The sequence below is a fragment of the Brevundimonas sp. MEB006b genome (assembly GCF_030209705.1).
In the GTDB taxonomy this organism is placed as follows: Bacteria; Pseudomonadota; Alphaproteobacteria; order Caulobacterales; family Caulobacteraceae; genus Brevundimonas.
On sequence record NZ_JARVRL010000008.1, the window covers coordinates 77,185 to 102,626 of the forward strand.

General features: G+C 67.9%; 24 protein-coding genes. 9 read left to right on the forward strand and 15 right to left on the reverse strand.

The genetic code is table 11. The features are described from left to right. Nucleotides 1-72 precede the first annotated feature (72 nt). A complete protein-coding gene (locus tag QRN13_RS12730; protein ID WP_284878173.1) occupies nucleotides 73-801 on the forward strand; it encodes a glycosyltransferase family 2 protein in 729 nt (242 codons plus the stop codon). Here the strand turns inward: QRN13_RS12730 and QRN13_RS14705 are convergent. The 3 genes from QRN13_RS14705 to groES form a co-directional block, all read right to left on the reverse strand. Next, the gene (locus QRN13_RS14705) at nucleotides 749-913 is read right to left on the reverse strand and encodes a hypothetical protein (protein WP_502868594.1); all 165 of its coding nucleotides are present in this window, start codon (nucleotides 911-913) and stop codon (nucleotides 749-751) included. The two genes, QRN13_RS12730 and QRN13_RS14705, sit on opposite strands and share 53 nt — an antisense overlap. A gap of 104 nt (nucleotides 914-1,017) precedes the next feature. Then, entirely contained in the window at nucleotides 1,018-2,664 is a 1,647-nt protein-coding gene (groL, locus tag QRN13_RS12735; protein ID WP_055754584.1) for a chaperonin GroEL, read from the reverse strand. A gap of 53 nt (nucleotides 2,665-2,717) precedes the next feature. Next, nucleotides 2,718-3,005 (reverse strand): co-chaperone GroES, encoded by a 288-nt coding sequence (groES, locus tag QRN13_RS12740; RefSeq protein WP_055808823.1) that lies wholly within the window; start codon nucleotides 3,003-3,005, stop codon nucleotides 2,718-2,720. A 298-nt stretch (nucleotides 3,006-3,303) separates the two neighbouring features. Here groES and QRN13_RS12745 point away from each other — a divergent pair, with 298 nt between their 5' ends. Continuing rightward, nucleotides 3,304-3,726, forward strand: a complete 423-nt coding sequence (locus QRN13_RS12745; RefSeq protein ID WP_165114280.1) for a YMGG-like glycine zipper-containing protein — start codon at nucleotides 3,304-3,306, stop codon at nucleotides 3,724-3,726. A gap of 60 nt (nucleotides 3,727-3,786) precedes the next feature. Here the strand turns inward: QRN13_RS12745 and pgi are convergent, their stop codons facing one another. Beyond that, nucleotides 3,787-5,394 carry a glucose-6-phosphate isomerase gene (gene pgi / locus QRN13_RS12750; RefSeq protein ID WP_284878174.1) on the reverse strand — a complete coding sequence of 536 codons (1,608 nt, stop codon included), beginning with the start codon at nucleotides 5,392-5,394 and terminating at the stop codon, nucleotides 3,787-3,789. A gap of 99 nt (nucleotides 5,395-5,493) precedes the next feature. On the opposite strand from pgi, the gene QRN13_RS12755 reads away from it, so the two are divergent. After that, nucleotides 5,494-5,970 carry a hypothetical protein gene (locus QRN13_RS12755; protein WP_055808821.1) on the forward strand — a complete coding sequence of 159 codons (477 nt, stop codon included), beginning with the start codon at nucleotides 5,494-5,496 and terminating at the stop codon, nucleotides 5,968-5,970. Nucleotides 5,971-5,976: 6 nt separating this feature from the next. Here QRN13_RS12755 and recQ read toward each other — a convergent pair whose 3' ends face one another. Both recQ and QRN13_RS12765 read right to left on the reverse strand, forming a co-directional pair. Beyond that, nucleotides 5,977-7,854: a DNA helicase RecQ gene (gene recQ, locus QRN13_RS12760; RefSeq protein WP_153923528.1), complete on the reverse strand. Its 1,878-nt coding sequence runs from the start codon at nucleotides 7,852-7,854 to the stop codon at nucleotides 5,977-5,979. An 84-nt stretch (nucleotides 7,855-7,938) separates the two neighbouring features. After that, nucleotides 7,939-8,916 carry a complex I NDUFA9 subunit family protein gene (locus tag QRN13_RS12765; protein WP_284878175.1) on the reverse strand — a complete coding sequence of 326 codons (978 nt, stop codon included), beginning with the start codon at nucleotides 8,914-8,916 and terminating at the stop codon, nucleotides 7,939-7,941. Nucleotides 8,917-9,031: 115 nt separating this feature from the next. On the opposite strand from QRN13_RS12765, the gene QRN13_RS12770 reads away from it, so the two are divergent. Beyond that, the gene (locus tag QRN13_RS12770) at nucleotides 9,032-9,463 is read left to right on the forward strand and encodes a DUF488 domain-containing protein (RefSeq protein WP_284878176.1); all 432 of its coding nucleotides are present in this window, start codon (nucleotides 9,032-9,034) and stop codon (nucleotides 9,461-9,463) included. Here QRN13_RS12770 and QRN13_RS12775 read toward each other — a convergent pair. Together QRN13_RS12775 and QRN13_RS12780 are read right to left on the reverse strand one after the other, a co-directional pair. Continuing rightward, entirely contained in the window at nucleotides 9,460-11,418 is a 1,959-nt protein-coding gene (locus QRN13_RS12775; protein ID WP_284878177.1) for a M1 family metallopeptidase, read from the reverse strand. The genes QRN13_RS12770 and QRN13_RS12775 overlap by 4 nt on opposite strands. Before the next feature lie 63 nt (nucleotides 11,419-11,481). After that, a complete protein-coding gene (locus QRN13_RS12780; RefSeq protein ID WP_284878178.1) occupies nucleotides 11,482-12,732 on the reverse strand; it encodes a multidrug effflux MFS transporter in 1,251 nt (416 codons plus the stop codon). A 128-nt stretch (nucleotides 12,733-12,860) separates the two neighbouring features. Here QRN13_RS12780 and QRN13_RS12785 point away from each other — a divergent pair, with 128 nt between their 5' ends. Further along, nucleotides 12,861-14,306, forward strand: a complete 1,446-nt coding sequence (locus QRN13_RS12785; RefSeq protein WP_055754590.1) for an AMP nucleosidase — start codon at nucleotides 12,861-12,863, stop codon at nucleotides 14,304-14,306. A 168-nt stretch (nucleotides 14,307-14,474) separates the two neighbouring features. Here QRN13_RS12785 and QRN13_RS12790 read toward each other — a convergent pair whose 3' ends face one another. Further along, a complete protein-coding gene (locus QRN13_RS12790) occupies nucleotides 14,475-15,326 on the reverse strand; it encodes a metallophosphoesterase family protein (RefSeq protein ID WP_284878179.1) in 852 nt (283 codons plus the stop codon). Next, nucleotides 15,326-16,261 (reverse strand): diacylglycerol/lipid kinase family protein, encoded by a 936-nt coding sequence (locus tag QRN13_RS12795; RefSeq protein WP_153923523.1) that lies wholly within the window; start codon nucleotides 16,259-16,261, stop codon nucleotides 15,326-15,328. Before QRN13_RS12795 ends, QRN13_RS12790 begins: the two co-directional genes overlap by 1 nt. A gap of 142 nt (nucleotides 16,262-16,403) precedes the next feature. Here QRN13_RS12795 and QRN13_RS12800 point away from each other — a divergent pair, with 142 nt between their 5' ends. The 3 genes from QRN13_RS12800 (at nucleotide 16,404) to QRN13_RS12810 (ending at nucleotide 19,574) form a co-directional block, all read left to right on the forward strand. Continuing rightward, nucleotides 16,404-16,754 (forward strand): YMGG-like glycine zipper-containing protein, encoded by a 351-nt coding sequence (locus tag QRN13_RS12800; RefSeq protein WP_055754593.1) that lies wholly within the window; start codon nucleotides 16,404-16,406, stop codon nucleotides 16,752-16,754. Nucleotides 16,755-16,873: 119 nt separating this feature from the next. Beyond that, on the forward strand, nucleotides 16,874-17,314 hold the full coding sequence (locus tag QRN13_RS12805) for an OmpA family protein (protein WP_284878181.1): 441 nt from the start codon (nucleotides 16,874-16,876) through the stop codon (nucleotides 17,312-17,314). A gap of 85 nt (nucleotides 17,315-17,399) precedes the next feature. Next, a complete protein-coding gene (locus QRN13_RS12810) occupies nucleotides 17,400-19,574 on the forward strand; it encodes a protein-disulfide reductase DsbD family protein (RefSeq protein WP_284878182.1) in 2,175 nt (724 codons plus the stop codon). A gap of 3 nt (nucleotides 19,575-19,577) precedes the next feature. Here the strand turns inward: QRN13_RS12810 and QRN13_RS12815 are convergent, their stop codons facing one another. Genes QRN13_RS12815 through mutM form a run of 5 tightly spaced genes read right to left on the reverse strand, consistent with a single transcriptional unit; the run spans nucleotide 19,578 to nucleotide 23,232 of the window. Continuing rightward, a complete protein-coding gene (locus QRN13_RS12815) occupies nucleotides 19,578-20,477 on the reverse strand; it encodes an alpha/beta fold hydrolase (protein WP_284878183.1) in 900 nt (299 codons plus the stop codon). 52 nt (nucleotides 20,478-20,529) lie between these two features. Continuing rightward, nucleotides 20,530-21,318: an enoyl-CoA hydratase-related protein gene (locus tag QRN13_RS12820; RefSeq protein ID WP_284878184.1), complete on the reverse strand. Its 789-nt coding sequence runs from the start codon at nucleotides 21,316-21,318 to the stop codon at nucleotides 20,530-20,532. A 59-nt stretch (nucleotides 21,319-21,377) separates the two neighbouring features. Continuing rightward, nucleotides 21,378-21,821: a hypothetical protein gene (locus QRN13_RS12825; RefSeq protein WP_284878185.1), complete on the reverse strand. Its 444-nt coding sequence runs from the start codon at nucleotides 21,819-21,821 to the stop codon at nucleotides 21,378-21,380. Nucleotides 21,822-21,824: 3 nt separating this feature from the next. Then, on the reverse strand, nucleotides 21,825-22,364 hold the full coding sequence (locus QRN13_RS12830) for a DUF1697 domain-containing protein (protein WP_284878186.1): 540 nt from the start codon (nucleotides 22,362-22,364) through the stop codon (nucleotides 21,825-21,827). A gap of 4 nt (nucleotides 22,365-22,368) precedes the next feature. Continuing rightward, complete coding sequence (mutM, locus tag QRN13_RS12835) at nucleotides 22,369-23,232, reverse strand: bifunctional DNA-formamidopyrimidine glycosylase/DNA-(apurinic or apyrimidinic site) lyase (RefSeq protein ID WP_284878187.1); 864 nt, start codon at nucleotides 23,230-23,232, stop codon at nucleotides 22,369-22,371. A gap of 122 nt (nucleotides 23,233-23,354) precedes the next feature. Here mutM and QRN13_RS12840 point away from each other — a divergent pair, with 122 nt between their 5' ends. Further along, entirely contained in the window at nucleotides 23,355-25,406 is a 2,052-nt protein-coding gene (locus QRN13_RS12840; RefSeq protein WP_284878188.1) for an OPT family oligopeptide transporter, read from the forward strand. Nucleotides 25,407-25,442 lie beyond the last annotated feature (36 nt).

Below are 25,442 nucleotides of genomic sequence, written 5' to 3' on the forward strand. Positions count from 1 at the left end.
GACTCCTTACACGGCGACCACGCCTGCGTCAGCCGTCTCCCCTAAGCTCTCGTTATCCTCTATGGAGCGCCGATGACCCCCGAAACGCCCGAAATCTCCGTCGTCGTTCCCGTCCATGACGAGGCGGGCGCCGCCGTGCCACTGGCGCGCGAGATCGCCGCCGCCTTCGCCGGCCGTTCGTACGAGATGATCTTCGTGGACGATGCGTCCAAAGACGCGACCCTGGCCGAGCTGAAGGCCGCCATGGCCGAACTGCCGGCGCTCCGCGTGCTGGCTCACGGGACCAATGCGGGCCAGAGCCGGGCGGTTCGAACCGGCGTCCTGGCCGCGCGCGCGCCGGTCGTGGTGACGATGGACGGCGACGGCCAGAACCCGCCCGCCGATGCGCCTCGCCTGGTCGATGCGCTTCTGTCCGCCCCCGGCGACGTGGGCCTGGTCGGCGGCCGTCGCGCCAAACGCCAGGATACCGAGGCCAAGCGCCAGGCCTCGATCTGGGCCAACCGCATCCGCCGCAAACTGCTGGGTGACGACGCCGACGACACCGGCTGCGGGCTGAAGGCTTTCCGCCGCGACGTCTTCCTGCGCCTGCCCTACTTCGATCACATCCACCGCTACCTGCCGGCCCTGATGATCCGCGAAGGGTTCAAGAACCAGTACCTCGACGTGGACCACCGCCACCGCGAGGTCGGTCGGTCGAAATACACCAATTGGGGCCGCCTGCGCGCGTCGGTCTCGGATCTGCTGGGCGTCATGTGGCTGAAGACGCGGTCCCGCAAGCCGGGCGCGATTTCGGAGTTCTAGAACGCTGTCTCCTCCCCACCTCGTGGGGAGGTGGCGCGACGCCTCTTGGCGTCGTGACGGAGGGGCTGGCGCCGCACCTCCGACATCGGTGGGCCTTCAACAGCCCGCCCACCGCTACGCGGTCCCCCTCCCCGCTTCGCAGAGAGGATAGGCAAACAAAAAGAGCGGGACCTTGCGGCCCCGCCCTTCTGCATTTCAGCGTCGGTCAGCTTGGACTTAGAAGTCCATGCCGCCCATGCCGCCCATGCCGCCCATGTCGGGGGCCGAGGCGCCGCCCGACTTCTTGGGGGCGTCGGCGACGGCGGCTTCCGTCGTGATCAGGATGCCGGCCACCGAAGCGGCGTCTTGCAGAGCCGTGCGGACGACCTTGGCCGGGTCGATGACGCCCATCTGCACCAGGTCGCCGTACTCTTCGGTCTGGGCGTTGAAGCCGAACGAAGCGTCGCCGTTTTCCAGCACCTTGCCGACCACGATCGAGCCTTCGACGCCGGAGTTTTCGGCGATCTGACGGATCGGAGCCTGCAGGGCGCGACGGATGATCGCGATGCCGGCGTTCTGGTCGGCGTTGTCGCCCTTGACGTCGGCCAGGATCTTGGAGGCCTTCAGCAGGGCGATGCCGCCGCCCGGAACGATGCCTTCGTCAGCCGCGGCGCGCGTGGCGTTCAGGGCGTCGTCGACGCGGTCCTTCTTTTCCTTCACTTCGACTTCGGTCGAACCGCCGACGCGGAGAACCGCGACGCCGCCGGCCAGCTTGGCCAGACGTTCCTGCAGCTTTTCCTTGTCGTAGTCGGAGGTGGTGTCTTCGATCTGGCGCTTGATCTGGGCCACGCGGGCTTCGATCTCGTCCTTGCCGCCGACGCCTTCGACGATGGTGGTGTCGTCCTTGGTGATCGTGACCTTCTTGGCCTTGCCGAGCATGTCGATGGTGACGCTCTCAAGCTTGATGCCGAGGTCTTCCGAGATGACCTGGCCGCCCGTCAGGATGGCGATGTCTTCCAGCATGGCCTTGCGGCGATCGCCGAAGCCCGGAGCCTTGACGGCGGCGACGCGCAGGCCGCCACGCAGCTTGTTGACGACCAGGGTCGCCAGGGCTTCGCCTTCGATGTCCTCGGCGATGATCAGCAGCGGACGGCCCGACTGCACCACGGCTTCCAGGATCGGCAGCATGGCTTGCAGCGAGGTCAGCTTCTTCTCGAACAGCAGGATGAGCGGCTCTTCGAGTTGGGCCTCCATCTTGTCGGCGTTGGTGATGAAGTAAGGCGACAGGTAACCGCGGTCGAACTGCATGCCTTCGACGACGTCGACGGTCGTGTCGGCGGTCTTGGCTTCCTCGACGGTGATGACGCCTTCGTTGCCGACCTTGGCCATCGCCTGGGCGATCAGCTCACCGATTTCCGAGTCGCCGTTGGCCGAGATGGTGCCGACCTGGGCGATTTCCGAGTTGTTGGAGACCGGCTTGGAGTTCGACTTGATCTCTTCCAGCACCAGGCCGACAGCCTTGTCGATGCCGCGCTTCAGATCCATCGGGTTCATGCCGGCGGCGACGGCCTTCAGGCCCTCTTGCACGATGGCTTGAGCCAGAACGGTTGCGGTGGTGGTGCCGTCGCCCGCCTTGTCGTTCGTTTTCGAAGCGACTTCGCGGATCATCTGGGCGCCCATGTTCTCGAAGGCGTCTTCCAGCTCGATCTCTTTGGCGACCGACACGCCGTCCTTGGTCGAGCGCGGAGCGCCGAAGGACTTCTGGATCACGACGTTGCGGCCCTTGGGACCCAGCGTCACCTTGACGGCGTTGGCAAGCACGTTGACGCCGCGCAGCATCTTGTCGCGCGCGTCGGTGTTGAAGTGTACGATTTTAGCGGCCATGCGGGCAGCTCCTATCTATATGGATTGATTGAAGAACGTCGGACGTCGGGTGCTTAGGACAGCACGCCCAGGACGTCGGATTCCTTCATGATGATCAGGTCTTCGCCGTCGATCTTCACTTCCGTGCCCGACCACTTGCCGAACAGGATGCGGTCGCCGGCCTTCAGCTCCAGAGCATTGACCTTGCCGGTGTCGTCGCGGGCGCCAGGGCCGACAGAGACGACTTCGCCTTCCTGCGGCTTTTCCTTGGCGGTGTCGGGGATGATGATGCCACCCTTGGTCTTGGATTCTTCTTCAACGCGCTTGACCAGCACGCGGTCGCCGAGCGGACGGAACGCCATCGGACTTCTCCCTGTAAAACCCCCGGATCGGGGCGTTTCTGAAACGGTGTGCGGCGCTCTCGCAATCGCCGTTTTGGCAGCCGACCAGCGAGAGTGCTAACGCGAGCGGGAGTTAGGCAGAGGCAGGGTCATCGTCAAGCGGCGGCGATGGATCGCCGCGCGAATTCTCTGAGACAAATGAACCGAAAATGAATGCCGACCTCCGGGGTCGTTCAAACTGGGAGCGATAGAACGGCCTCAACGCTGGATGCCTTCCCGCCCCGGAAACGCAGATCGGCAAGCAAACAAGGAGACCAAAATGTCCAAGCTGCTGAAGATCACTGCGGTCGCCGCCGCCCCCGTCGTGGCCCTGAGCCTGATGGCCGCTCCGGCTTCCGCGCAATCGCGCGACCGCGACAACACCGGCCGCAACGCCCTGATCGGCGCCGCTGTGGGCGGTCTGGCGGGCGCCATCTATGGCAACGGCGACGGCAGCTATATCGCAGGCGGTGCGCTTGCCGGCGCGGCGCTGGGCGCGGTGGCCTCCAACCGCGGCTCGGGCTGCGAGTATTATCGCGGCGGCCAATGCTACCGTAACCAGGGCCACTGGGAGCGCGAGCACGGCATCGACCGCAGCCGCTCGGGCTACGACTACCGCTACGACGGCCGCCGTTACGACTCGCGCTATGACCGTCGCGACTATCGCAACGATCGCGACTACCGCTACGACCGCCGCTGGTAAGTATTTGACAGTGTGAATGACCGGGGAGGGCCCGTCCGGCAAGGACGGGCCCTTTTCGCGTCAGACCATCAAACGCGTCATCAGGGCCGCCGTGGACGGATCAAGGTCCGCCGAGGGGCCGCCCGCGTCCACGTCCTTCAGGATCGCCTTGGCCAGGACCTTGCCCAGTTCGACGCCCCATTGGTCGAAGCTGTTGATGTCCCAGATCACGCCCTCGACGAAGGTTTTGTGCTCATAGAGGGCCAGAAGCGCGCCCAGGGTCTCGGGCGTCAGCCGCTCCATGACGATGGCCGTCGACGGACGGTTGCCGGTGAAGGTGCGGTGGGACGCCAGGCGCGTCGCCTCTTGCTCCGACAATCCTTGCGCCAACCCCTCGACCTTGGCGGCCTCGGTCGTCTTGCCCAGCATCAGGGCCTGGCCCTGGGCCAAGGCGTTGGACCAGAGCGGCGATTCCGGCGCATCCGCATGCGTTTTGGCGACGATCACGAACTCCGCCGGCACCACCTCCGGCCCCTGGTGGATCTGCTGGAAGAAGGCGTGCTGGCCGTTGGTGCCCGGCTCGCCGAAGACGACGGGGCAGGTCTGGCGCGTCACCGGCGTGCCGTCGCGATGCACCCGCTTGCCGTTCGACTCCATCTCCAGCTGCTGCAGGAAGGACGGCAGGCGGCGCAGGGCGTGGGCATAGGGGGCGACGGTGCGGGCGGGCCGGTCAAGACCGTCGACGTTGAACACCTGGGCCAGGGCCAGCAGGATCGGCGCGTTTCGCTCCAGCGGCGCCGAGACGAAATGCGCATCCATCTCCGCGGCGCCCGCCAGCATATCCTCGAATACGTCCCAGCCCAGGGCGATGCCGCACGACAGGCTGACCGCCGACCACAGGGAATAGCGCCCGCCGACCCAGTCCCGGAAAGCGAACGTCCGGCCGCAGCCAAAGGCCGCCGCCTTGTCCGGCGCCGCCGTCACCCCGATGAAGTGTTTGGTCATCCCCTCGGCCGGCAGCGACGCAGCCAGCCAAGCCTTGGCCGCCTCTGCATTGGCCAGGGTTTCCTGGGTGGTGAAGGTCTTGGACACGACCACGACCAGGGTGGTTTCGGGATCGAGGCCGGTCAACGCCTCGGCCATGTCGCGCGGGTCGATATTGGCGACGAAGCGCAGATCGATGGCCGGATCGAGTGGGCGCAGGGCGTCCCAGACCACGCGCGGCCCCAGGTCCGACCCGCCGATGCCGACATGGACGATCGCCTCGAACTTGCGCCCCGTCGCGCCCGCCTCGGCGCCCGACCGCACGGCGTCGGCATAGGCCTTCATGTCCGCCCGCACGGCGTCCACCTCAGCCGAGACCGGCTCACCCAGGGCCTTGAAGTCGGCACCCGACGCGGCGCGCAGGGCCGGGTGCAGCACCGCCCGCCCTTCGGTCAGATTGACGGCCTCGCCGGCGAAAAGGGCCGCGCGACGTCCCTCCACGTCGCTGGCGCGCGCCAGATTCAGACAGGCGTCGAAGGCGGCCCCGGTCCAGCTCTGTTTCGACAGGTCCAGATAAAGCCCCGCCGCTTCGACCGACATCCGCGCCAGCCGGTCGGGATCGGCGGCGAACTGATCCACGATCCGCGCGGAGGCGGCCTCGGCGGCGGCTTGGTCGAAGGCGGTCCAGGCGGCGTCGCGGGTCATCGTCGTCTCCATCGGGAATGACAGGGTAAACACTCGTTTACGGCTGGGGCGTATTCAGGTTCAACGTCCCAGCGGACGCTGAAACAGGAAGTCACCTCCATGTCCTGCGGCCTTGCTCTCACGATCGCCCTGGCGATGTCCAATCCCTCGGTGGCCCTGGCCGCCGAACAGCCGGCCGCCGCGCCCGGCGCGCCGATCTCGGTGGCGGGCGAGCCGCTGTTCGCCGACATCATCTCGCGCTCAGCCAGCCTGAAGGCTGTCGTCGATGGCTGGGCCGCCGCCAAGGCCGCCGACGACGCCGCCTTCTTCACCAGCCAGGCCTTCACCGGCTTCAAAGCCCAGGCGGAACAGTTGGCCGCCTTGGACATGCAGGGTCACCTGATCCTGAAGGAACGCGGCACCGACGGCGACCTGAAATGCATCCTGCGCGGCATTTCCGAGGACATGCCCAAGAAGGTTCAGGCCGTTCAGGCCGCCGCCAACCCGGCCGAGCGCGCCACAGCCCTGTCGGAACTGTCCTATCTGCTGAACGACAACGTCGAAGTCATCACCGCCCCGCCCAAGCCGGAAGTCTGACGCCTTCTAGAGGGCGGCCAGCGCCTCCAGCACGCCCTTGCCGTAGCGATCCAGCTTCGACTGACCGACGCCGGAAATGGCGCCCAGACTGTTCAGGTCGCCCGGCTCGGCGTGGGCGATCTCCAGCAGCGTCCGGTCCTGGAAGATGACATAGGGCGGGACGTGCTGTTCCGAGGCGCGGTCGCGGCGCCAGGCGCGCAAAGCCTCGAACCGAGCGCGGACGTCCGCGTCCATCGTCTCCAGCGCCGCATTGCGCCCTTCGCCCGATCGGTCACGACGGCGCGGGGCCGTATCGGCCCTCAGAGGCGCACGACGCACCTCGATCTGGCGCTCGCCGCGATAGACGGCGCGCACCGCCTCGGGATCGCCCAGCCCGACCAGCGGCTTGCCGTCATTAGGATCCTCGGCCAGCAGACCTTCGAACAGCAGGTGATCGACGATCTCGCGCCAGCTGTTCAGCGAAATCTCGCGCCCTATGCCCCAGGTGGACAGTTGCTGCTCCCACGGCTGCACATCCTTGGTGCGGGCGGTCAGGTGATCGACGACGCGATTGCGCCCGAACCGGCCGCCCAAGCGCTGCACCGCCGCCAGCGCCTTCTGGGCCGGGACGGTCGCGTCGTAAAGCTGGGGCGGGTCGCCGCAGATGTCACAGACGCCGCAAGGCTGGGCGTCATGCTCGCCGAAGTATCGCCGCACGGCCTGGGCGCGACAGACGGCGCCGTCCAGCATGGCGAACAGCTGGCGGGTCTTCCTGACCTGGACCTGTTTGACCTCCTCGGCCATCGGGCGGCTGTCCAGCCGACGCAAGGACCAGGCGATGTCTGATGGGCCATACAGGGTGATGCCCTCGGCCGGCTCGCCGTCGCGCCCGCCCCGGCCGATCTCCTGCCAATAGGCCTCCAGGCTGCCCGGCGGATCGGCGTGGATGACGAAGCGCACGTCGGCCTTGTCGACGCCCATGCCGAAGGCGATGGTCGCGACCATGACGGCGCCCTCCTCGGCCAAGAAGCGTTCCAGCCGGCGGTCGCGCTCTTTCGTGTCCATGCCGGCGTGATAGGCGATGGCGTTGGTCCCGGCGTCGCGCAGGGCCTGCGCCACGCGGTCGCAACCGTCGCGGCTGCCGCAATAGACCACGCCCGACTTGCCCCGCCGTTCGCGCACCAGTTCAATAACCCGCGCATCGGTCTTGGCCCGAGACGCGCTCTCCTTGCGCTCGGCCGACAGTTGCAGGTTCGGACGCGCGAAACTGTCGACGAAGACCGTCGCCTCTTCCAGCCGCAGCGAGCGCAGGATGTCGTCGCGCGTGCGGGCGTCGGCGGTCGCCGTCACCGCGATGCGCGGCACATCGGGAAACCGCTCGGCCAGCAGACCCAGGTTGCGATAGTCGGGCCGGAAGTCGTGACCCCATTGCGAGACGCAGTGCGCCTCGTCGATGGCGATCAGGCTCAGCGGCAGTTCCGCCAGCCGGCCCATCATGGCGCCCGCCGCCAGGCCTTCCGGCGAGACATAGAGCAGGTCCAGTTCCCCCGACCGCGCCGCCGCCCAGATGGCCGAGCGCTCGTCCAGCGACACCCCGGAATCCAGCCGCGCCGCCGCGACGCCCTGCTGCTTCAACGCCTCGACCTGATCGGTCATCAGGGCGATCAGCGGCGACACCACCAGCCCCAGTCCGGGACGCAGGATGGCCGGGATCTGATAGCAGACACTCTTGCCGCCGCCGGTCGGCAGGACCGCCAGCACATCGCCGCCCGACAGGATTTGCTCGACCACCCGCCCCTGCAGCCCCCGGAAGTCGGCGTGACCCCAGACGCGCGCCAACAACGCCCGCGCGTCGTTCAGGTCAGGCGTATCGGTCGAGGAGAACTGGAGGCGCGTGGCCGGCATCCTTAAGCTGTGCACTCTTTGTTCCCGAACAGAAGACGCCGCCGGGCGCGAAGGCGACCGGCGGCGGCATCAGATGGGGAGGGTTCAGTGGGCGGGCGCTTCGGCGAACTGGCCGCCGACGCGGTAGCGCCACAGATAGGACGGGGCGATCGCCGCCATGCCGGCCGGATGGTCGATGCCCAGATCGCTGAGGCCGAACGCGTCGGCGGCAACCACATTGTCCTTTTCCAGCATCAGCACCTGATCGCGCGTCAGCGGCGGGGTCAGGCCGACGAACCGGCTCAGTTGCAGCAGCGAACCCAGGGGCTTGGCGACGATGAAGGGCACCGAAACCAGCATCCGGTCACGGCCCGTCTCACGACGCACCAACTCCAGCACCTCGCGGAAGGTATAGAGGCTCGGCCCGCCCAGTTCATAGGTGCGGCCGGCGGCGTCCGCGCGGGTCACGCCGCGCGCGATGGCCTCGGCGACATCGCCGACATAGACCGGCTGGAACCGGGTTTCGCCGCCGCCGATCAGCGGCAGGGCCGGCGCCATCGTCGCCATGGCGGCGAAGCGATTGAGGAAGCTGTCGCCCGCGCCGAACACCAGCGACGGACGCAGGATCACCGCGTCCGGATAGACGTCGCGAACGGCCGCCTCGGCCTGGGCCTTGGTGCGACCATAGGCCGAAGGGCTGGCGGCGTCGGCGCCGATGGCCGAGATCTGGACCAGGCGCTCAACGCCCGCCGCCTTGGCGGCCTCGGCGATGGTCTTGGCCGCCTCGGTGTGAACGGCGTCGAAGCCGCGCTTGCCGCCTGCGTCATGCAGGACGCCGACCAGATTGACGACGGCGTCCGCGCCGCGCACGGCCTGCGCCACGTCCGCGGGGTTGGTGATGTCGCAGCGCATGAACTGGATCTGCCCGGGATCGCCCAGCGGCTGGATTTCGATCGCCAGGACCGGGTTGCGCACGGCGACCCGAATGCGCCAGCCGCGACGCGCCAGGGCGCGCACCGCCTGCGACCCGATAAAGCCCGAACCTCCGAAGAGGGTCACGACGCCGGGGGCGAGGTCAGCCATGGGGAAAGCTCCAGTCGAAATCCGTTTCGGCGGGATAGACGATAGGGCGCCGCACCGCAACGCGGGCCTTCACGGTCACGCTGGCGTTCGACGCGCGGCCGCCCATCTGAGGCGGATGAAGCTTTTCACCATTGGCTACGAGGGCGCGACCCAGGCCGACGTCATCGCGCGGCTGAAGACGGCCGGTGTGCAGACCCTGATCGATGTCCGCGCGGTCGCCGCGTCCCGCCGCGCCGGCTTTTCCAAGACGATCCTGGGCGAGAGCCTGAAGGCCGAAGGGATCGACTATGTCCACCTGCGCGGGCTGGGCACGCCCAAGGCCGGACGTGACGCGGCGCGCAAGGGCCGCGTGGACGAGATGCGCGCCATCTTCGCCGATCACCTGGCCGAGCCCCAGGCGCAGATCGAGTACGAGCGGCTGAAGGCGCTGGCGGCCGACAAACCCGTCGCCCTGCTGTGCTTCGAGGCCGACCACGCCGGCTGCCACCGGGCCGTCCTGGCGGAACGGCTGTCGGCGGAAACTGGCGTGGCGGTCGTGGACCTCTAGCCTAACGGCCGTCCGACCAGCTGATCGACCGAACCGCTGGTGACCGGGTGATAGAGCGGCCGGGCCTCGGCGTAGATGCGCCGCGCGTTGCTGCGACCCCAGTCGCCCTCGTTCCACAGGGTCTGGAACAGCGGCAGGACGAACTTCCGACGGCCCTGGCTGGTCAGGAATTTTTCGGCCGTGGCGACCGACGGCTGATACCGATGGGCCAGGGCGATCTGCAGCCAGGCGAAGGTCAGTTCGGCGTTGCCTTCGTTCGCCAGGTTCAGCGTCCGCTCCAGATCGGCCAGCTGCGCATTTGTCAGCCAGGCGGCGCCCGTCCGCAGACCCTCGGGCCGCCAGCCCAGGAAACGCTGGCGCTGCTGAGTGTTCCAGTCCGCCCACGGAATGGCCGAGGCCGGTCCCTTGTCCTTGAAGAAGGCGACGGCGGCCGCATCCACCGGCTCGAACGCATGGGACACCGGCGCCACGGCGTTGGACGGCAGGCCGGGCTGATAGACCCAGGCGTCCATCTGCAACTGGCTTTCCAGCGCCGCGTCGCCCTTGATCAGATTGTCGCGGATGTCTTGCAGGAACATGGCCGTGGTCATCGGGCGATAGGCGTTGCGATCAAAATAGCCGCGCAGCCAGGCGTCGAACCGATCCCGCCCGACGGTGCGTTCGATGGTCCGCAGGAACAGGGCGCCCTTCTCATAGGCGATATCGTTCATGCCGTCGTCGGGATCGCGGCCCTTCAGGTCCAGATGCAGGCGGGTGTCCGCCGCCGGCAGGGACTTCAGCGTATCCTGAAGGCTGTCCCAGCCCAGCACCTGCTCCTGCATGGCGCGGTCATGACCATAGACCGACTCCATGATCCGGTTCTCGAAATAGACGGTGAAGCCCTCGTTCAGCCAGAAGTCGTTCCAGGTCGCGTTGGTGACCAGATTGCCCGACCAGGAGTGCGCCAGTTCGTGCGCGACCAGCGACACCAGCGAGCGATCGCCGGCGATGATAGTCGGGGTGGCGAAGGTCAGCTTCGGGTTTTCCATCCCGCCGAACGGGAAGGACGGCGGCAGGACCAGCAGGTCGTAGCGGCCCCACCGATAGGGGCCGTACAGCTTCTCGGCCGCCGTCACCATCTGGGCGGTCGGCTCCAGCTCCCACTGGGCGGCACGCAGGCGGCTGGGCTCGGTCCAGACCCCGGTGCGGCCGTCGAACGGCGCAAAGGCGATGTCGCCGACGCCCAGCGCGATGAGATAGGGCGGGATCGGATTGTCCATCCGGAAGCGCCAGGTCTTCATGCCGTTTGCGGCTCGCTCGCCGTTGGGCGTCAGGTGGTCGGCGCTCATGACCACCGTCAGGTCTTCGGGCGCGGTGATGCGGGCCGAATAGGTCTGACGGATGCCGGGGCTGTCCTGGGTCGGCACCCAGGTGCGGGTCAGGATCGCCTGGCCCTGGCTGAACAGATAGGGCTTCTGTCCGCCGGCCGTCTGGCTGGGGTTCAACCATTGCAGCGCCGCCGCATTCGGGCGGGTGGAATAGCGGATGGTGATCTTTCGTCGCTCATTGGCGGCGAAGGCCGGGAAATAGACCGTCAGCGGCTGGCCCAGAACGGCGTCATTGTCGCCGACGACATAGCGCAGCGGCTGACCCGCCGCGTCGCGCACGTCCTGAATGTCCAGGTCGCGGATATCCAGCACGATCTCGTTGGCGCCCGGGATCGCCAGGATATCCAGAGTCGCCGTGCCCGCCAGGGTCTTGGCGTTGAAGTCGGCGGTCAGATCCAAGGCGACATCGACGACGCGGGCGATCTCGGGCCGGGCGTGGGTGTGGACGTCCACCGCTTCTGGACCGGGCGCCGGGGCGATGGCGGGCGGGGTCATGGCCGACCCTCCCGTCGTGGTGGAGCAGGCGCTCAGACCCATGGCGGCGGCCAGGGCGAGGGCGGAGACGAGACCGATCGCTTTGCGCGTCATCGAGGTTTTTCCTGGGCTGATCTTGACGATTGGCCCGGAGAACGCGCGGAAACGCGAAAAAGATCAAGCCTTGGCGGCGACCGGCGCGTGATGGGCCCGGAACAGCCGCCCCCGCTCGGCGAACAGCACCCAACCCAGGGCGATCAAACCAAAGACGGTGAAGCCGACCGACATCGGAATGGTCGTGCCATTGAACTGTTGGCCCACCGCAAAGCCCAGCAGCGAGCCGACGATGGTGGAGATGAACCCCTGGATCGAGGCGGCCGTGCCCGCGATCTTGCCCATCGTCTCCATCGCCATCGATCCGAAATTGCCCGCGATCAGGCCAAAACAGAACATGGTCAGGGTCTGCAGCACCGCAAAGGTCCAGATCGATTCATGACCGCTGATCGCCACCACCGCATGGATGGCCGCGATACTGGTGAAGCCGATCAGGGCGGTGTGCGAAATCTTGCGGGAGCCCAGCCTCACCACCAGCCGCGCATTGACGATCGAGGCCACGGCGATGCCGCCCGCGATCAGCGCGAACACCGCCGGAAACGCCGCCTCGGCGTGAAAGACGTCGGCGAAAATCTGCTGCGACGAGTTGATGAAGCCGAACAGGGCCCCGGTGATCGCCGTCATGGCCAGGGTGTAGCCGACGGCCGTACGATCGGTCAGGGCGATCTTGTAGGCCGCCGTCAGACGCTTAACCTGAATGGGCAGCCGATCCTCGGGCTTCAGCGTCTCGGGCAGGCGCAACGACGCCCAGACGATCAGGCCGACCCCGATCAGGCCCAGCCCGGCGAAAATCCAGCGCCACGGTCCGACCAGCATGATCAGTTGTCCCAGCGACGGCGCCAGGATTGGCACGCCCAGGAAGACCAGGAAGCTGAACGACATGACCCGCGCCATGGTGCGTCCCTCATACCGGTCGCGCACGATGGAGACGGCCAGCACGCGGGTGCAGGCGCTACCCAGACCCTGGCCGATGCGGGCCATGATCAGCGTCTCGAAGGTGGGCGCCAGGGTCGCCAGCAGGCTGAACATCACATAGACGCCGACGCCGAACAGCAGGACAGGCTTTCGCCCGAACCGATCCGCCAATGGGCCGTAGAACAGCTGCGCCCCGCCGAAGCCCAGCAGGTAGGCCGTCACCACCCATTGTCGGTCGTTGTCGGTCGCCACGTTCAGGTCGGCGCCGATGTGCGGCAGGGCCGGCAGCATCGAATCGATCGCCAGCGCATTCAGCGCCATCATCAGGGCGATGAGGCAGACGAACTCGACGAAGCCGAGCTCCTTCTTGGCGGGCGCTGACGCAAGGGAAGAAGACATCCGGGCCAGATGCGCCGTCACGCCCCGATCCGCAACCGCACGCCCGTCATAAATTGCTGCAATGCAGCGAAATCGGGTTTGAACGGGCGGCGCCTCGCCAAAGCCGCGAAGCTTCGCTAGAGGAAGTCATGACAGAACAGATGACAGCACAGGCGGCGCTGGACCGCCTCGAAACCCTCTACACCCAATCCGTGACCAACCTGCGCGACGCCGTGCGGGATTTCGTCAATACCGGCGCGCGGCCCGATCCGGTCAAACGCGCCGAAGGGGTGTTCGCCTATCCCGAACTTCGCATCCGCTGGGACGGGGATCGCCCCCAGGACCTGGAGCCGCGCGCCTACGCCCGGCTGTCAAGACAGGGTAGCTATTCGACCACGATCACGCGACCGGACCTGTTCCGCCCCTATCTGACCGAACAGCTGGGCCTGCTGGAGCAGGAATATAATGCGACCTTCGAGGTTGGCCTGTCTCGCCAGGAAATCCCCTTCCCCTATGTGACCGACGGGCTTGAGGTCGCGCTGGACCGGTCGATGACGGCGGCTCTTGCGCGCTGGTTCCCCACTACGGACCTGGCCCATATCGGCGACGAGATCGCCGATGGCCTGTTCGAAATGGGCGGCGACTTCCCCCTGTCGCACTTCGACGGCCTGCGAACCGACTTCTCGCTGGCGCGGCTGAAACACTACACTGGCACGCCGGTGGACGACGTTCAGTCCTATGTCCTGTTCACCAACTACAATCGCTACGTCGATGAGTTTGTGCGTTGGGCCATCGAGCAACTTCGGACGCCCGGCTCGCCGTATCAGACCCTGTCCTGCGCCGGCGGCGTGGTGATCACGCGTGACACCCCCAACCCCGAGGCGGCGATCAGCGACACGGCCTGGAAGAAGCACCAGATGCCGGCCTATCACCTGACCGCGCCGGGCCATAAGGGCGTGACCCTGGTCAACATCGGCGTCGGCCCGTCCAACGCCAAGACGATCACGGATCACCTGGCGGTCACCCGTCCGCACGTCTGGCTGATGATCGGTCACTGCGGCGGCCTGCGCGCCAGCCAGACCATCGGCGACTATGTGCTGGCCCACGCCTATCTGCGCGACGATCACGTTCTGGACGCGGTGCTGCCGCCCGACATTCCGATCCCCTCGATCGCCGAGGTCCAGCGCGCGCTCTATGACGCCACCAAGTCGGTCAGCGGCATGCCGGGCGACGAGGTCAAGCTGCGCCTGCGCACCGGCACCGTCGTCACCACCGACGACCGGAACTGGGAGCTGCGCTATTCCAAGTCGGCGCTGCGCTTCAACCAGTCCAGAGCCGTCGCAATCGACATGGAAAGCGCCACCATCGCGGCCCAGGGCTACCGGTTCCGCGTGCCCTACGGGACGTTGCTGTGCGTCTCGGACAAGCCGCTGCACGGCGAGATCAAACTGCCGGGCCAGGCCAACCGTTTCTACGAAGGCTCGATCTCTGAACACCTGCAGATCGGCATCCAGGCGGTCGACCTGATGCGCAGCGAAGGCTCCAAGCTGCACTCGCGCAAGCTACGCGCCTTCGACGAGCCGCCGTTCCGTTGATCCCAGCCTTCTCCTCCCCACAGCGTGGGGAGGGGGACCGCGCGTAGCGTGGTGGAGGGGCTCTTGAAGTCCCACCGGCGCCTGCAATGCGGCAAAGAACCCCTCCGTCTCTCCGCTACTCTTCGAGCCACCTCCTCGCTTCGCAGGGAGGGGACGGATCTGAAGTCTTCAGACCGCCGCCTTCTCCAAGGCGCCCGGCTCGACCGGGCTGGGCGCGGTGGTCGCCTTGCGGGTGTCCTGCCGGCGGGGAAGTCGCCAGACCTGGTGCGAGCGATAGCTCGTTCCATCCCAGGCCAGGGCCGTCACGGTGATGGTCTTGGCGTCCCAGTCGATCTGATTGAAGCCGGGCGGCGCGCCGCGCTCGCGGTGCGACAGCGTCCCGCAGCCGACGGCGTAGGAGCAACGATCCGCCAGCGGGATCGGCATGGCGAACGGCACATGGACGTGGCCGGTCATGATCAGATCGACGCCTGCCTCGGCGAAGATCAGGGCCGCCTCGTCGCCGCGCTTGACGTCCCCGGTCATCGGCGTGCCGACCATCTCGATTAGCGGATGGTGGCAGGCCAGGATCCGCAGCGCGCCGATCGGCGCCTGACGCAGGGCCTCGGCCGCACGCCGTGTCTGGTCCAGATCGATGACGCCCTTCGACCAGTTGGGCCGCGCCTGCCAGCCGCGCGCGGTGACGACGCCGCGCACCATGACCGCATCGCTGCAGAACTGGCCGTCGTGGGCCGGAAAGCCGGTCGCCGTCTCGAACGCCCGCCAGGGATGGAAGACCCGCGCGATAGCGTCCCAATAGGGCACGTCATGATTGCCGACGATGACGAAGCGTGGCTCTGGCATGGCCCGCATCCATTCCCCCGCGGCCGTGAACTCGTCGGGGAACCCCTTCTGGGTGATGTCGCCGGTGATCAGCACCAGATCGTTCGGCGTGGCGTGGGCGTAGTCCAGAGCCGCGGCGCAGGCGCGTTTGTGCTCGCAGCCGAAATGGACGTCGGAGAACTGAAGAACGCGTCCCACTAGATGCTGTCCTCGGCTGAGGGCGGCTTGGGCGCCAGCGCCTTGAAGGCCTTGGGCACGAAGCGGATCACGGCCTCGGGCTTGAGCAGCAGCGGCTCGCCGTCGATCACGGCCGGAATTTTCGAGCGGGCGCGCACCTCGATTCGTTTCGCCGGACGGGTCGAGACGGCCGGATCCTGGCGCCAATCGCTGAACAAGGCGGTCGCGGCCAGACGGAAGGCCTGGGTCGTGTCGCTGGGGTCCATGGCGGCGGCCTCCAGTCCGATGGGATCCTCCATCGCCTTGGAGATCATCGGGCTGATCAGCACCAAAGCCTCGGTCCGGCGTTTCTCGCCGCCATCAAGAGTGAAGCGCAGACGGCCGGAGAAGGCGCGTTTCAGGGCGCGCCGGCCGTACTGCCAGGCCAGCTTGATCTTGCCGGTCCGCATCGCCTCGCGCGCCGGCGCCCACAGCGCCGGCGATCCCAGAATGGCGGCGCAATAGAAGTATTCGCCCTGAACCTCGCCGCCCGAAACGGCCTGAGGCTCGCCCTCCTCCAGCGCCCGCTTCAGCGCCAGCTTCCAGTCCGCGGTGCCATAAAGCGCCTTGGGCAACATGTTCATCGTGCCGCCGGGCAGGGGCGCGATCATCGGACCGTCAGGCTTGGCCTTCGACGCCACCGAGCGCGCCGTGCCGTCGCCGGCAAGAACGAAGATCACGTCCGGCTTGGCGGCGAAGGCGTCGGCGATGATCTGGTCGAAGTTGCCCCCTTCGAACGACACGACCTCGGCCTTGAGGTCATACTGCCCCAACAGGGCTTCGGCTTCGCCGGCGGCGCGTGGCCCCACGCTTCCGGACAGCGGATTGACCAGCATCACGGCGTGCCGGATCTGGGCATGGGGCGTCAACGCAGTTTTGTCGTCTGCATCGGAGGGGGGGTGGGCGACATCGGTCATGGCGGCCGAACGCCCCGCAGGCGCCGTCGTTCCGCCCAAGCGTCACCATAGTTGCCGATGCAGTCTGACAACGCGGAACCTATGCCGCGAGGACACGTTTGCTGCCCACAGGGGCCAACACCCAGGGACAAAGGAATTCATCATGAAAAAGGCGATTATCGCGATTGCCGGCGCCGGCCTGCTGGCTTCGGCCTGCGCCAGCGACCCGTACGGCTATAACAACGGCTCGAACGAAACCGTCCGCCAAGGCGCCATCGGCGCCGGCCTGGGCGCCGTCGCCGGCGCCATCATCGGTAACAACGTCGGCGGCGGCAACGCTGCGACCGGCGCTCTGATCGGCGGCGCCCTGGGCGGCACGGCCGGCGCCATCCGCGGCTCCAACCAGGACCGCAACAACCAGCAGCGCTACCGCGACAATCAAGGCCGCTACTACTACTGCTACGATAATCGTCAGGACGAGTGCTACTGGGACAACGGTCAGCGCCGTTATTGATCAGTGATCAAATGCCGGTCGCGAAGGTCCGCGACCGGCGTTAGGTTGAAGAGGCGGCCTGTCGGACGACGGGCCGCCTCTTTTGCGTAATGGGCCGGCCGAGCCGGAGGAGGGCTGAGATGAAGCGATCGATGGGTCTGGCTGTGGCGGCCGTGGGAATGCTGGCGGCGTGCGCGCCGATGCCCAAGCGCGAGGCGCTGGTGGTGGGCGAATCGCTGTGCGCGCCGGGGCGTTTCGATATCTACTTCCTGGAGAATCAGGCGCGGCTGACCGAGCCGGCGGCGATGGTGCTGAAGGCGGCGGCGACCAAGGCCAAGGATTGCGACGTGCGCAAGGTGCGCGTGGTGGGCCTAGCCGACGCCACGGGAACGCCCGAAGCCAATCTGAACCTGTCGCAGCGGCGCGCCCGGACGGTGGTCGAGGCGCTGACCCAGGCGGGCATGCCCGCGCCGATCTTCGAGCTGAACGCCGCGGGCGATGCGGGCGCCACAACGGCAGCCGGCAATGACGAACCGCTGCGGCGCCGTGCGGAAGTGATCTACGAGGCCTATCCGCGCTGATCGACGCGGGGGCGGGCGCAGCGATGGCGCGGGGACGCGTGACGCATTAGGTTGCGGCGCTCCCCTCGCCTGCCGGAACACGCGTTTGCGCCTCTTCGCTCTTCTCCTCGGCCTGCTGTTCAGTTTGACGGGCGTTTCGGCGGCCGTCGCCCAGCCGGTGCAGAGCCAGCCCACGGGCGTCGTCGCCTTCGGGCCGCAGCGGACCGAGCGGATCGAGGCCGAACTGGTCCCGATGTCGCAATGGGTCGCGCCCGGTTCGACGACCGTGGTGGCGGTGCGCCAGAAGATCGCGCCCGGCTGGCACACCTATTGGCGCAATCCGGGCGACAGCGGCGGTGCGACCAGCCTGATCTGGACCCTGCCCGCCGGGGTGACCGCCGATCCGATCCTGTGGCCCCTGCCCAGCCGCCAGCGGCTGATGAGCCTGATGAACTATGGCTATTCGGGCGCGGTGCTCTTGCCCGTGCCGATCCATGTGCCGCCGACGGCGCGGCCGGGCGAAGTGCTGACTCTGACGACGGATGTGCTGTTTCTGGTGTGCAGCGATCAGATGTGCGTGCCCGAGCCGATGACCCTGTCGCTGGCCCTGCCGGTGCGCGAGGGCGCAGCGCCCCTGGCCAAACCCTGGGGCGAGGAGATTGAGCGGCTGGTCGAAACCGCGCCGCGACCGGCCGGGATCGAGGCGCGCGTCACGCGTCAGGGCGGCCAGCTGATCCTGACCGCGACCGGCGGCCCCCTATCTGGTGACCAGGCGGGCGCCGACATCAGCAAAGTCTATTTCTATCCTTTCGACGGCGGGCGCATCGACCATGCGGCGGCCCAGTCGGGTCAGCGGGGGCCCAATGGCCTGACCCTGACGCTGACGGCCGGCAAGGATGCCACGCAGACGGCGCTGAGCGGGGTCTTGGCGACCGACAAGGGCGCGTGGGAGATCACGGCGGAGCCGGGCGCGCCTCTGGCGGGCGCCCAAGGCGGCGCGGCGCTGAAGCCGCTGGACGAGACCTCGGCGGCGCCGACGAAGACCGGCGCTTGGGTCTTTCTTCAGGCGCTGGGACTAGCGCTGCTGGGCGGGCTGGTGCTGAACCTGATGCCGTGCGTCTTCCCGGTCCTGGCGATGAAGGCGGCGTCGCTGTCGGCGGCGGCGCATGATCCGGCGCGGGCGCGGCGCGACGGCCTGGCCTTCACCGCCGGGGTGCTGGTCAGCTTCCTGGTTCTGGCCGGTGTTCTGCTGGCGCTCAGGGCGGCGGGTCAGGCGATCGGCTGGGGCTTCCAGCTTCAGTCGCCGGGCGTGGTCGCAGCCCTGGCCCTGGTCATGCTGCTGGTCGGTCTGAACCTGTCGGGTGTCTTCCATGTGGGCGCCGGATTGCAGAAAGCGGGGTCTGGCCCCCTGTCGCGCCTGCCCGGCTCGGCGGGCGCCTTCTTCACCGGCGTTCTGGCCGTGGTCGTTGCGGCGCCCTGCACCGCGCCCTTCATGGCCGCAGCGCTCGGGGCGGCCCTGGTCCTGTCCTGGCCGATGGCGCTGGCCGTGTTCTTGATGCTGGGGCTGGGTCTGGCCCTGCCCTATCTGGCGATCAGCCTGTCGCCCGGCCTGCTGGCGCGCCTGCCGCGACCGGGCGTCTGGATGGAGCGGCTGAAGGGTGTGCTGGCCTTTCCCATGTACGGGGCGGCGCTGTGGCTGCTGTGGGTGTTCACGCGACAGGGCGGCGTCGACGCCTTGGGGCTGCTGCTGACGGCGGCGCTGCTGCTGGCCCTGGCGGCCTGGCTGACGGGTCTGGCGCAAGCGGCGCGTCAGCGTGATGAACGACCAATCCTGACCACGATCTGCGCGATCGTCGTCGGCGTTCTGGCGCTAGGCCTGGCAGGCGTTGCGGCCGGTGCAGCGCGGAGTGCGGACGCCACGCCCCAAGGCGACAGCGGCCCCTTGGCGGCCCAGCCCTGGTCAGCGGCGGCGGTGAATGCAGCGACCGCGTCGGGACGCCCCGTGCTGGTCAATCTGACCGCCGACTGGTGCGTGACGTGCAAGATCAACGAACGCGCGGCCCTGTCTTCGCCCCGTGTCGCCAAGGCCATGCGCGAGGCGAACGCCGCCTATCTGGTCGGCGACTGGACCCGGCGCGACGACGTCATCACGCGTGAGCTTCAGGCGCACGGGCGATCGGGCGTGCCGCTGTATCTGCTGTATCGCCCGGGTCGGGCCGAGCCGGAAATCCTGCCGCAGCTACTGACCGAGGGCGTGGTCGTGGATGCGCTGAAGGATTGAGCTTCAGCTCAGGAACCGCTGCACCGCCGCCAGGAACCGCTGCGGCTGTTCGATCATCACCTGGTGCTCGGCGCCTTCGATCCGCTCGAACCTGGCGGTGCGCGCCAGGCCTTGGAATCCGTAGCGATACAGACCCTCGAGTCTGTGGCGGGGCGCGTCGGGATCGCGGGTCCAGCCATAGACGACAGTGACCGGGGCGGTGATCTGCGACAGGCGGGGCCGCAGATCGACGGTCAGGGCCTCATACAGACCCTGGGCCAGGACGCGCCGGTCGCCGCCCTGAAGCCCCAGCCCCTGGAACACCATGTCGCCGGCCAGACCCATGTCCACGCCGAAGGCCGCGACCTGGGACTTCAGCGCCTGATCGCCGAACAGGAGCAGGGCCTGATAGCCCAGCCGGGCCAGGGGCTCGACCTGATCCGATGTGGTGCGCGCGTCGATCAGGGACGGGAAGAAGGGGGAGGAATCGACCACCATGACGCGCCCGATCCGGTCGCCCATATCGGCGGCGACGCGCAGGGCGATCTGGCCGCCCAGCGAATGGCCGATCACCGCGGGACGGTCGATGCGCTGCTCGCGGATGTAGCGTTCGATCTCGCTGGCGGCGGGGCCGGCCAGACCGCCGCTGACATTGTCGCCGATCTGGGTCTCGCCAAAGCCGCGCAGGGTGACGAGATGCACCCGATAGCGGTCATCCAGCCGATCCGCCGTCGATCGCCAGGCCGAGCCGGTGGAGCCCAGGCCGGGGATGAAGATGATGTCCGGCCCCCGACCGCGCGTCTCGACAATGATGCGGCTGGAACTGAAGGCCGGAGCCTGAGCTTGGGTCTGGGATTGGGCCTGGACGGCGACAGGGGCGAGAACGAACAGGGTCGCAAGGAGCGAGGCGAGGAGGCGGATCATCATTCGCCCCTAACGCCCGATCACGGCGATCGGTTGACGCGTGCGTTGCGACCTATCGCCCCTTGAACTCGGGTTTGCGCTTTTCGACGAAGGCGGACATGCCTTCCTTCTGATCCTCGAAGGCGAACAGGGAGTGGAACAGGCGGCGTTCGAACTGGACGCCCTGGGTCAGGGTCGTCTCCAGCGCGGCGTTGACCATCTCCTTGTTGGCCATGATCGCCAGCGGACTTTGCGAGGCGATCTTGGCGGCGATCTTGCGGGTTTCATCCAGCAGGGTGTCGTGCGGGAAGACGCGCGAGGCGAGGCCGGCGCGTTCGGCTTCCGCCGCATCCATCATCCGGGCGGTCAGGACCATGTCCATGGCCTTGGACTTGCCCACCAGACGGGTCAGGCGCTGGGACCCGCCGATGCCCGGCGCGACGCCCAAGTTGATCTCGGGCTGACCGAACTTCGCCTTGTCCGAAGCGACGATGAAGTCGCACAGCATGGCCAGTTCGCAGCCGCCGCCGAGAGCGAAGCCGTTGACCGCGGCGATGATCGGCTTTCTGAACCGGGTGATCCTGTCGTGGCCGAGGGCGAAATAGTTGCCCGCGTACATCTGGGCATAGGTCTGGTCCGCCATCTCCTTGATGTCGGCGCCGGCGGCGAAGGCCTTTTCGCCCGAGCCGGTCAGGATCAGGCAGCGCACGCTGTCGTCCTGTTCGACGCTGTCGAGGAAGTCGGCCAGGTCCTTAAACAGGGCCGCGTTCAGGGCGTTCAGCGCCTCGGGCCGGTTCAGGGTCACCACCGCATAGCCGTCGGCGTGGCGTTCGATCAGCAGATTGGAATAGGTGTCGGCCATGGTCGGTCTCCTTTGACGGCGGTCATACAGGCGCGAGGCGGGGCCCGCTAGCGCAGCCGCTATCGTCGGGGCATCAGCGCCAAGGTCAGGGCGGCGCGCGCCAGTTCGACCACGACCACCATGCCCAGCAGAAGATTAGCCGCGATGACCTGACCCCGCGCGCCGGACAGGTCCAGCGTCCAGCCGAAGACGGACGACAGGGCCAGGATCAGCGCCGAGATCAAGACCAGGCCGACCAGCAGCATCAGGGCGACGTGACCCGCCTTCAGCGCCGCCTGAAGCGTAGGCCCCTCGTCCAGCACGCGGGCGCGGCGGCGGAACAGCCGGGCGATCAGGCCGGTGGCGGCGCCCTCGGCGACGGCGGCGACGACCAGGGCGGCGACGAACCACCAGATAAGGTCGCCAAGGTCGCCGGCGCGCAAGCCCTGGACGAAGTGGACAAAATAGGCGCCCCACACCAGGACGCCGACGATCAGACTGATCCACAGGTGGATTTTGCGCATCGCTCAGTCCTCCAAGCCGACCATGGCGGCCAGTTTCTGCACCGTGTTCCAGTTGCGGCCGGTGCCGACGCCGATCAGGCGCGGCTGGGCCTTCTCCGCCATCTTCGAGCGACCCAGGCCGTCAGGATGCCAGAAGAACAGGTCGCCGCCGGACGGCTCGACCCGCTCGTCCCCCGCCGCGAAACCACGCAAGGCCTCGACCGCCCCATCCTTGATCCCGGCCTTCATCACCATGACCAGCAGTTTGGAGCCGTCGATCCCGGCCTGATCGGCGAACGGATTGGCGGCCATCAGCGCCGCCCATTGCGCGGGCGTGCGCACCATCACCCCAATGGGGCGACCGAAGTGGGCGGCGATTCCCCGATCCAGCCGCGTCTCGACATCGGCCGGTTCGGCGTCGCTCTCGACGACCAGATTGCCGCTGGCCAAGAGGGTGCGCGGGTTGGCGAAACCGGCCTCGACGGCGATAGCCTTCAGCTCGGCCATCGGGACCTTGACCCCGCCCACATTGACGCCGCGCAACAGGCAGATGCGGTCGCTCATAGGCTTACCTCTTCTGGCAGGAGGGGCAGTAGAAGGTGGAGCGGCCGCCCTGGACGATGCGGGCGACGACGCCGGTGCATGTCTCACCCCGACACGGCTCGCCCTCGCGGCCATAGACGTCGAACCGGTGCTGGAAATAACCTTGGCCGCCCTCGGCGTTGGCGAAGTCGCGCAGGGTCGAGCCGCCCGCCGCGATGGCGTCATTCAGGACGTTTCGAACCTCGGTCGCCAGACGCTCCAGCCGCGCCTTCGACACCGATCCGGCCGCGACCAGGGGCGAGATGCGGGCGCGGTACAGGGCCTCGCAGACATAGATATTGCCCAGGCCGGCGACGATCCGCTGGTCCAGCAGACTGACCTTGATGTTCTGTTTCTTTCCCGCAAAGGCCTCAACCAGATGGGCGCCGGAGAAGCCGTTGCCCAGCGGCTCGGGCCCCAGGCCGGCGAACCAGGGATGGGTCTCGATCTGGTCGCTGGAGATCAGGCCCATGAAGCCGAACCGGCGCGCGTCGGCGTAGCCGATGCGGGTCGCCGCTCCATCGCGGATGGCGCAGCCGCTGAAATGTTCGTGCTTGCCGGCGATGGGCGCGGCCTCCTCGAACTCGCCAAGCAGGGTTCCGTCCAGGGTGAAGCGGCCGGTCATGCCCAGGTGGGTGATCCAGGTCTCGCCGGTCGAAAGCGGCGCCAGCAGATATTTGGCCCGCCGGTCGATCCGCAGGACCGTCGCCCCCTCCAGCCGTTCGACGAAAAGCTCGGGGAAGGGAAATCGCAGGTCGGGCCGGTTAATCCGGACCCGTGACAGCCGCGCGCCCTCCAGCACCGGCGTCAGGCCGCGTCGGACGGTTTCGACCTCGGGAAGTTCGGGCATGGCCCGGTCCTAGCCCGTCCGGCTCGCGGGGCCAAGCGGCGGGGGCGCCCGCATCTGACCGCGACCAGTTGCCGCCTGCGACAGAATGCGCTTACGTCCGCGCAAACGTGGGACCTTCGCATATGACAGACGCCGCCGCCGCCCCCAAAGGTCGGCTAGAACTGACGCTCCGCGCCCTGGTGCTGGGCTGCCTGCTGGCGGTGATCTTCACCGCCGCCAACACCTATCTGGGCCTGCTGGTCGGCCTGACCTTCGCCTCGGCCATTCCGGCGGCGGTGATCTCGATGGCGGTGCTGCGGGCGTTCCGCACCTCGACCATCTGGGAGAATATGACCGTCCAGACCGTGGCCTCGGTCGGCGGGGCCATGAGTTCGATCATCTTCGTCCTGCCGGGCCTGGTGATGATCGGCTGGTGGCTGGAGTTTCCGTTCTGGCAGTCGGTGGCGATCTGCATCCTGGGCGGCGTGCTGGGCGTGACCTTCTCGATCCCGCTGCGCCGGGCGCTGGTCGTCAACGGCGGCCTGCCCTACCCCGAAGGCGTCGCCGCCGCCGAGGTGCTGAAGGTCGGGTCGCGCGGCGCCGAACAAACCGAAAGCGCGGTACGCGAGAACAAGTCCGGCCTGTGGGTCGTGGTCGCCGGCGCCGTGGTGTCGTCAGGCTATGCTCTGCTGGTCGCGGGTCGGGTCTTTGCGGGCGAAGCGGCCAAGTTCTTCAAGCTGCCGGCCGCGCTGGGCGGCGGGGCGACGGGCATGGGCTTCGGCATGCAGTTCGCCTTGCTGGGCGCCGGTCACCTGATCGGCCTGACGGTCGGTCTGGCGCAGTTGTTCGGCCTGGTGCTGGCCTGGGCCATCGCCGTGCCGATCCTGACCAGCCCGGACACCATCGCCTGGCTGACGGCGCACGGCATTCCGTCGATCGCCTCGACCCTGCCCGCCGGCGCGCCGGCCGAGGAGCTGGCGACCACCGTCTGGGCGCGCGAAGTGCGGTTCATGGGCGCGGGCGTCATCGGCGTCGCCGCCATCTGGACCCTGATCAAACTGGCCGGTCCGCTGATCGGCGGCCTGACCTCGGCGCTGGCCGCCAACGCCAAACGCGCCCACGGCGAAGTGCTTGAGCGCACCGAACAAGATTTGCCCATCAAACTGGTGGGCGGCGTTTCGGTCGCCTGCTTGGTCGGCATCGCCGGCCTCCTGACCTGGTTCGCCCAGAGCGCCCCGGCCCTGGCGGGATCGACGCCGCTCCTGGTGATCGGCGGCTTGGTCTATGTGGTGCTGATCGGCTTCGCCGTGGCGGCCATCTGCGGCTATATGGCCGGTCTGATCGGTTCGTCGAACAGCCCCGTGTCGGGCGTCGGCATCCTGGCCATCGTCATCGCCTCGCTGCTGATGCTGGGCGTCATGGCCATCGCCGGCGTGCCGGCCGATCCGTCGATCATCGCCTTCGCCCTGATCGTGACGGCGGTGGTCTTCGCCGTCGCCGTCATCGCCAATGACAACCTTCAGGATCTGAAGACCGGCCAACTGGTCGAGGCCACGCCGTGGCGTCAGCAGGTGGCGCTGATCGTCGGCGTCGGCGCCGGCGCTCTGGTGATCCCCTTCATCCTGAACCTGCTGAACCAGGCCTTCGGCTTCGAAGGCGGCCCGCCCGCCATCGTGGAAGGCGCCAAGACCCTAGCGGCGCCCCAGGCGACCCTGATCTCGGCCCTGGCGCGCGGCGTCATCGGCGGCGACCTGCGCTGGGACCTGATCGGTCTGGGCGCGGCGATCGGCGTGGTCATCATCGTGCTGGACGCGGTCGTGTCGAAGGCGACCAAGGGCAAGGTCAAGCTGCCGCCGCTGGCCGTCGGCATCGGCTTCTATCTGCCGGCTGCGGTCACCACCATGCTGGTCATCGGCGCCGTCGCCGGCTGGATCTACGACAAGGCGGTCTCATCCACCCGCTACGCCGACGTGGCGCGCCGGATGGGCGTGCTGCTGGCCTCGGGCCTGATCGTCGGCGAAAGCCTGTTCGGCGTCTTCACCGCCGGCGTCATCGTGGCGACCCGGGACGACGCGCCCTTCGCCATGCTGCCCGAGGGCTCGGCCTGGCCGGCCATGCTGGCGGGCATCGTCGGCTTCGCTGTCGCGGTGTTTGGCTTGTACGCCTGGACGCGCAGCCGGGCTTCGAAGGTCTAGCGACGAGGTTCGGTCAGAAAGAAAGGCCGCCCTTCG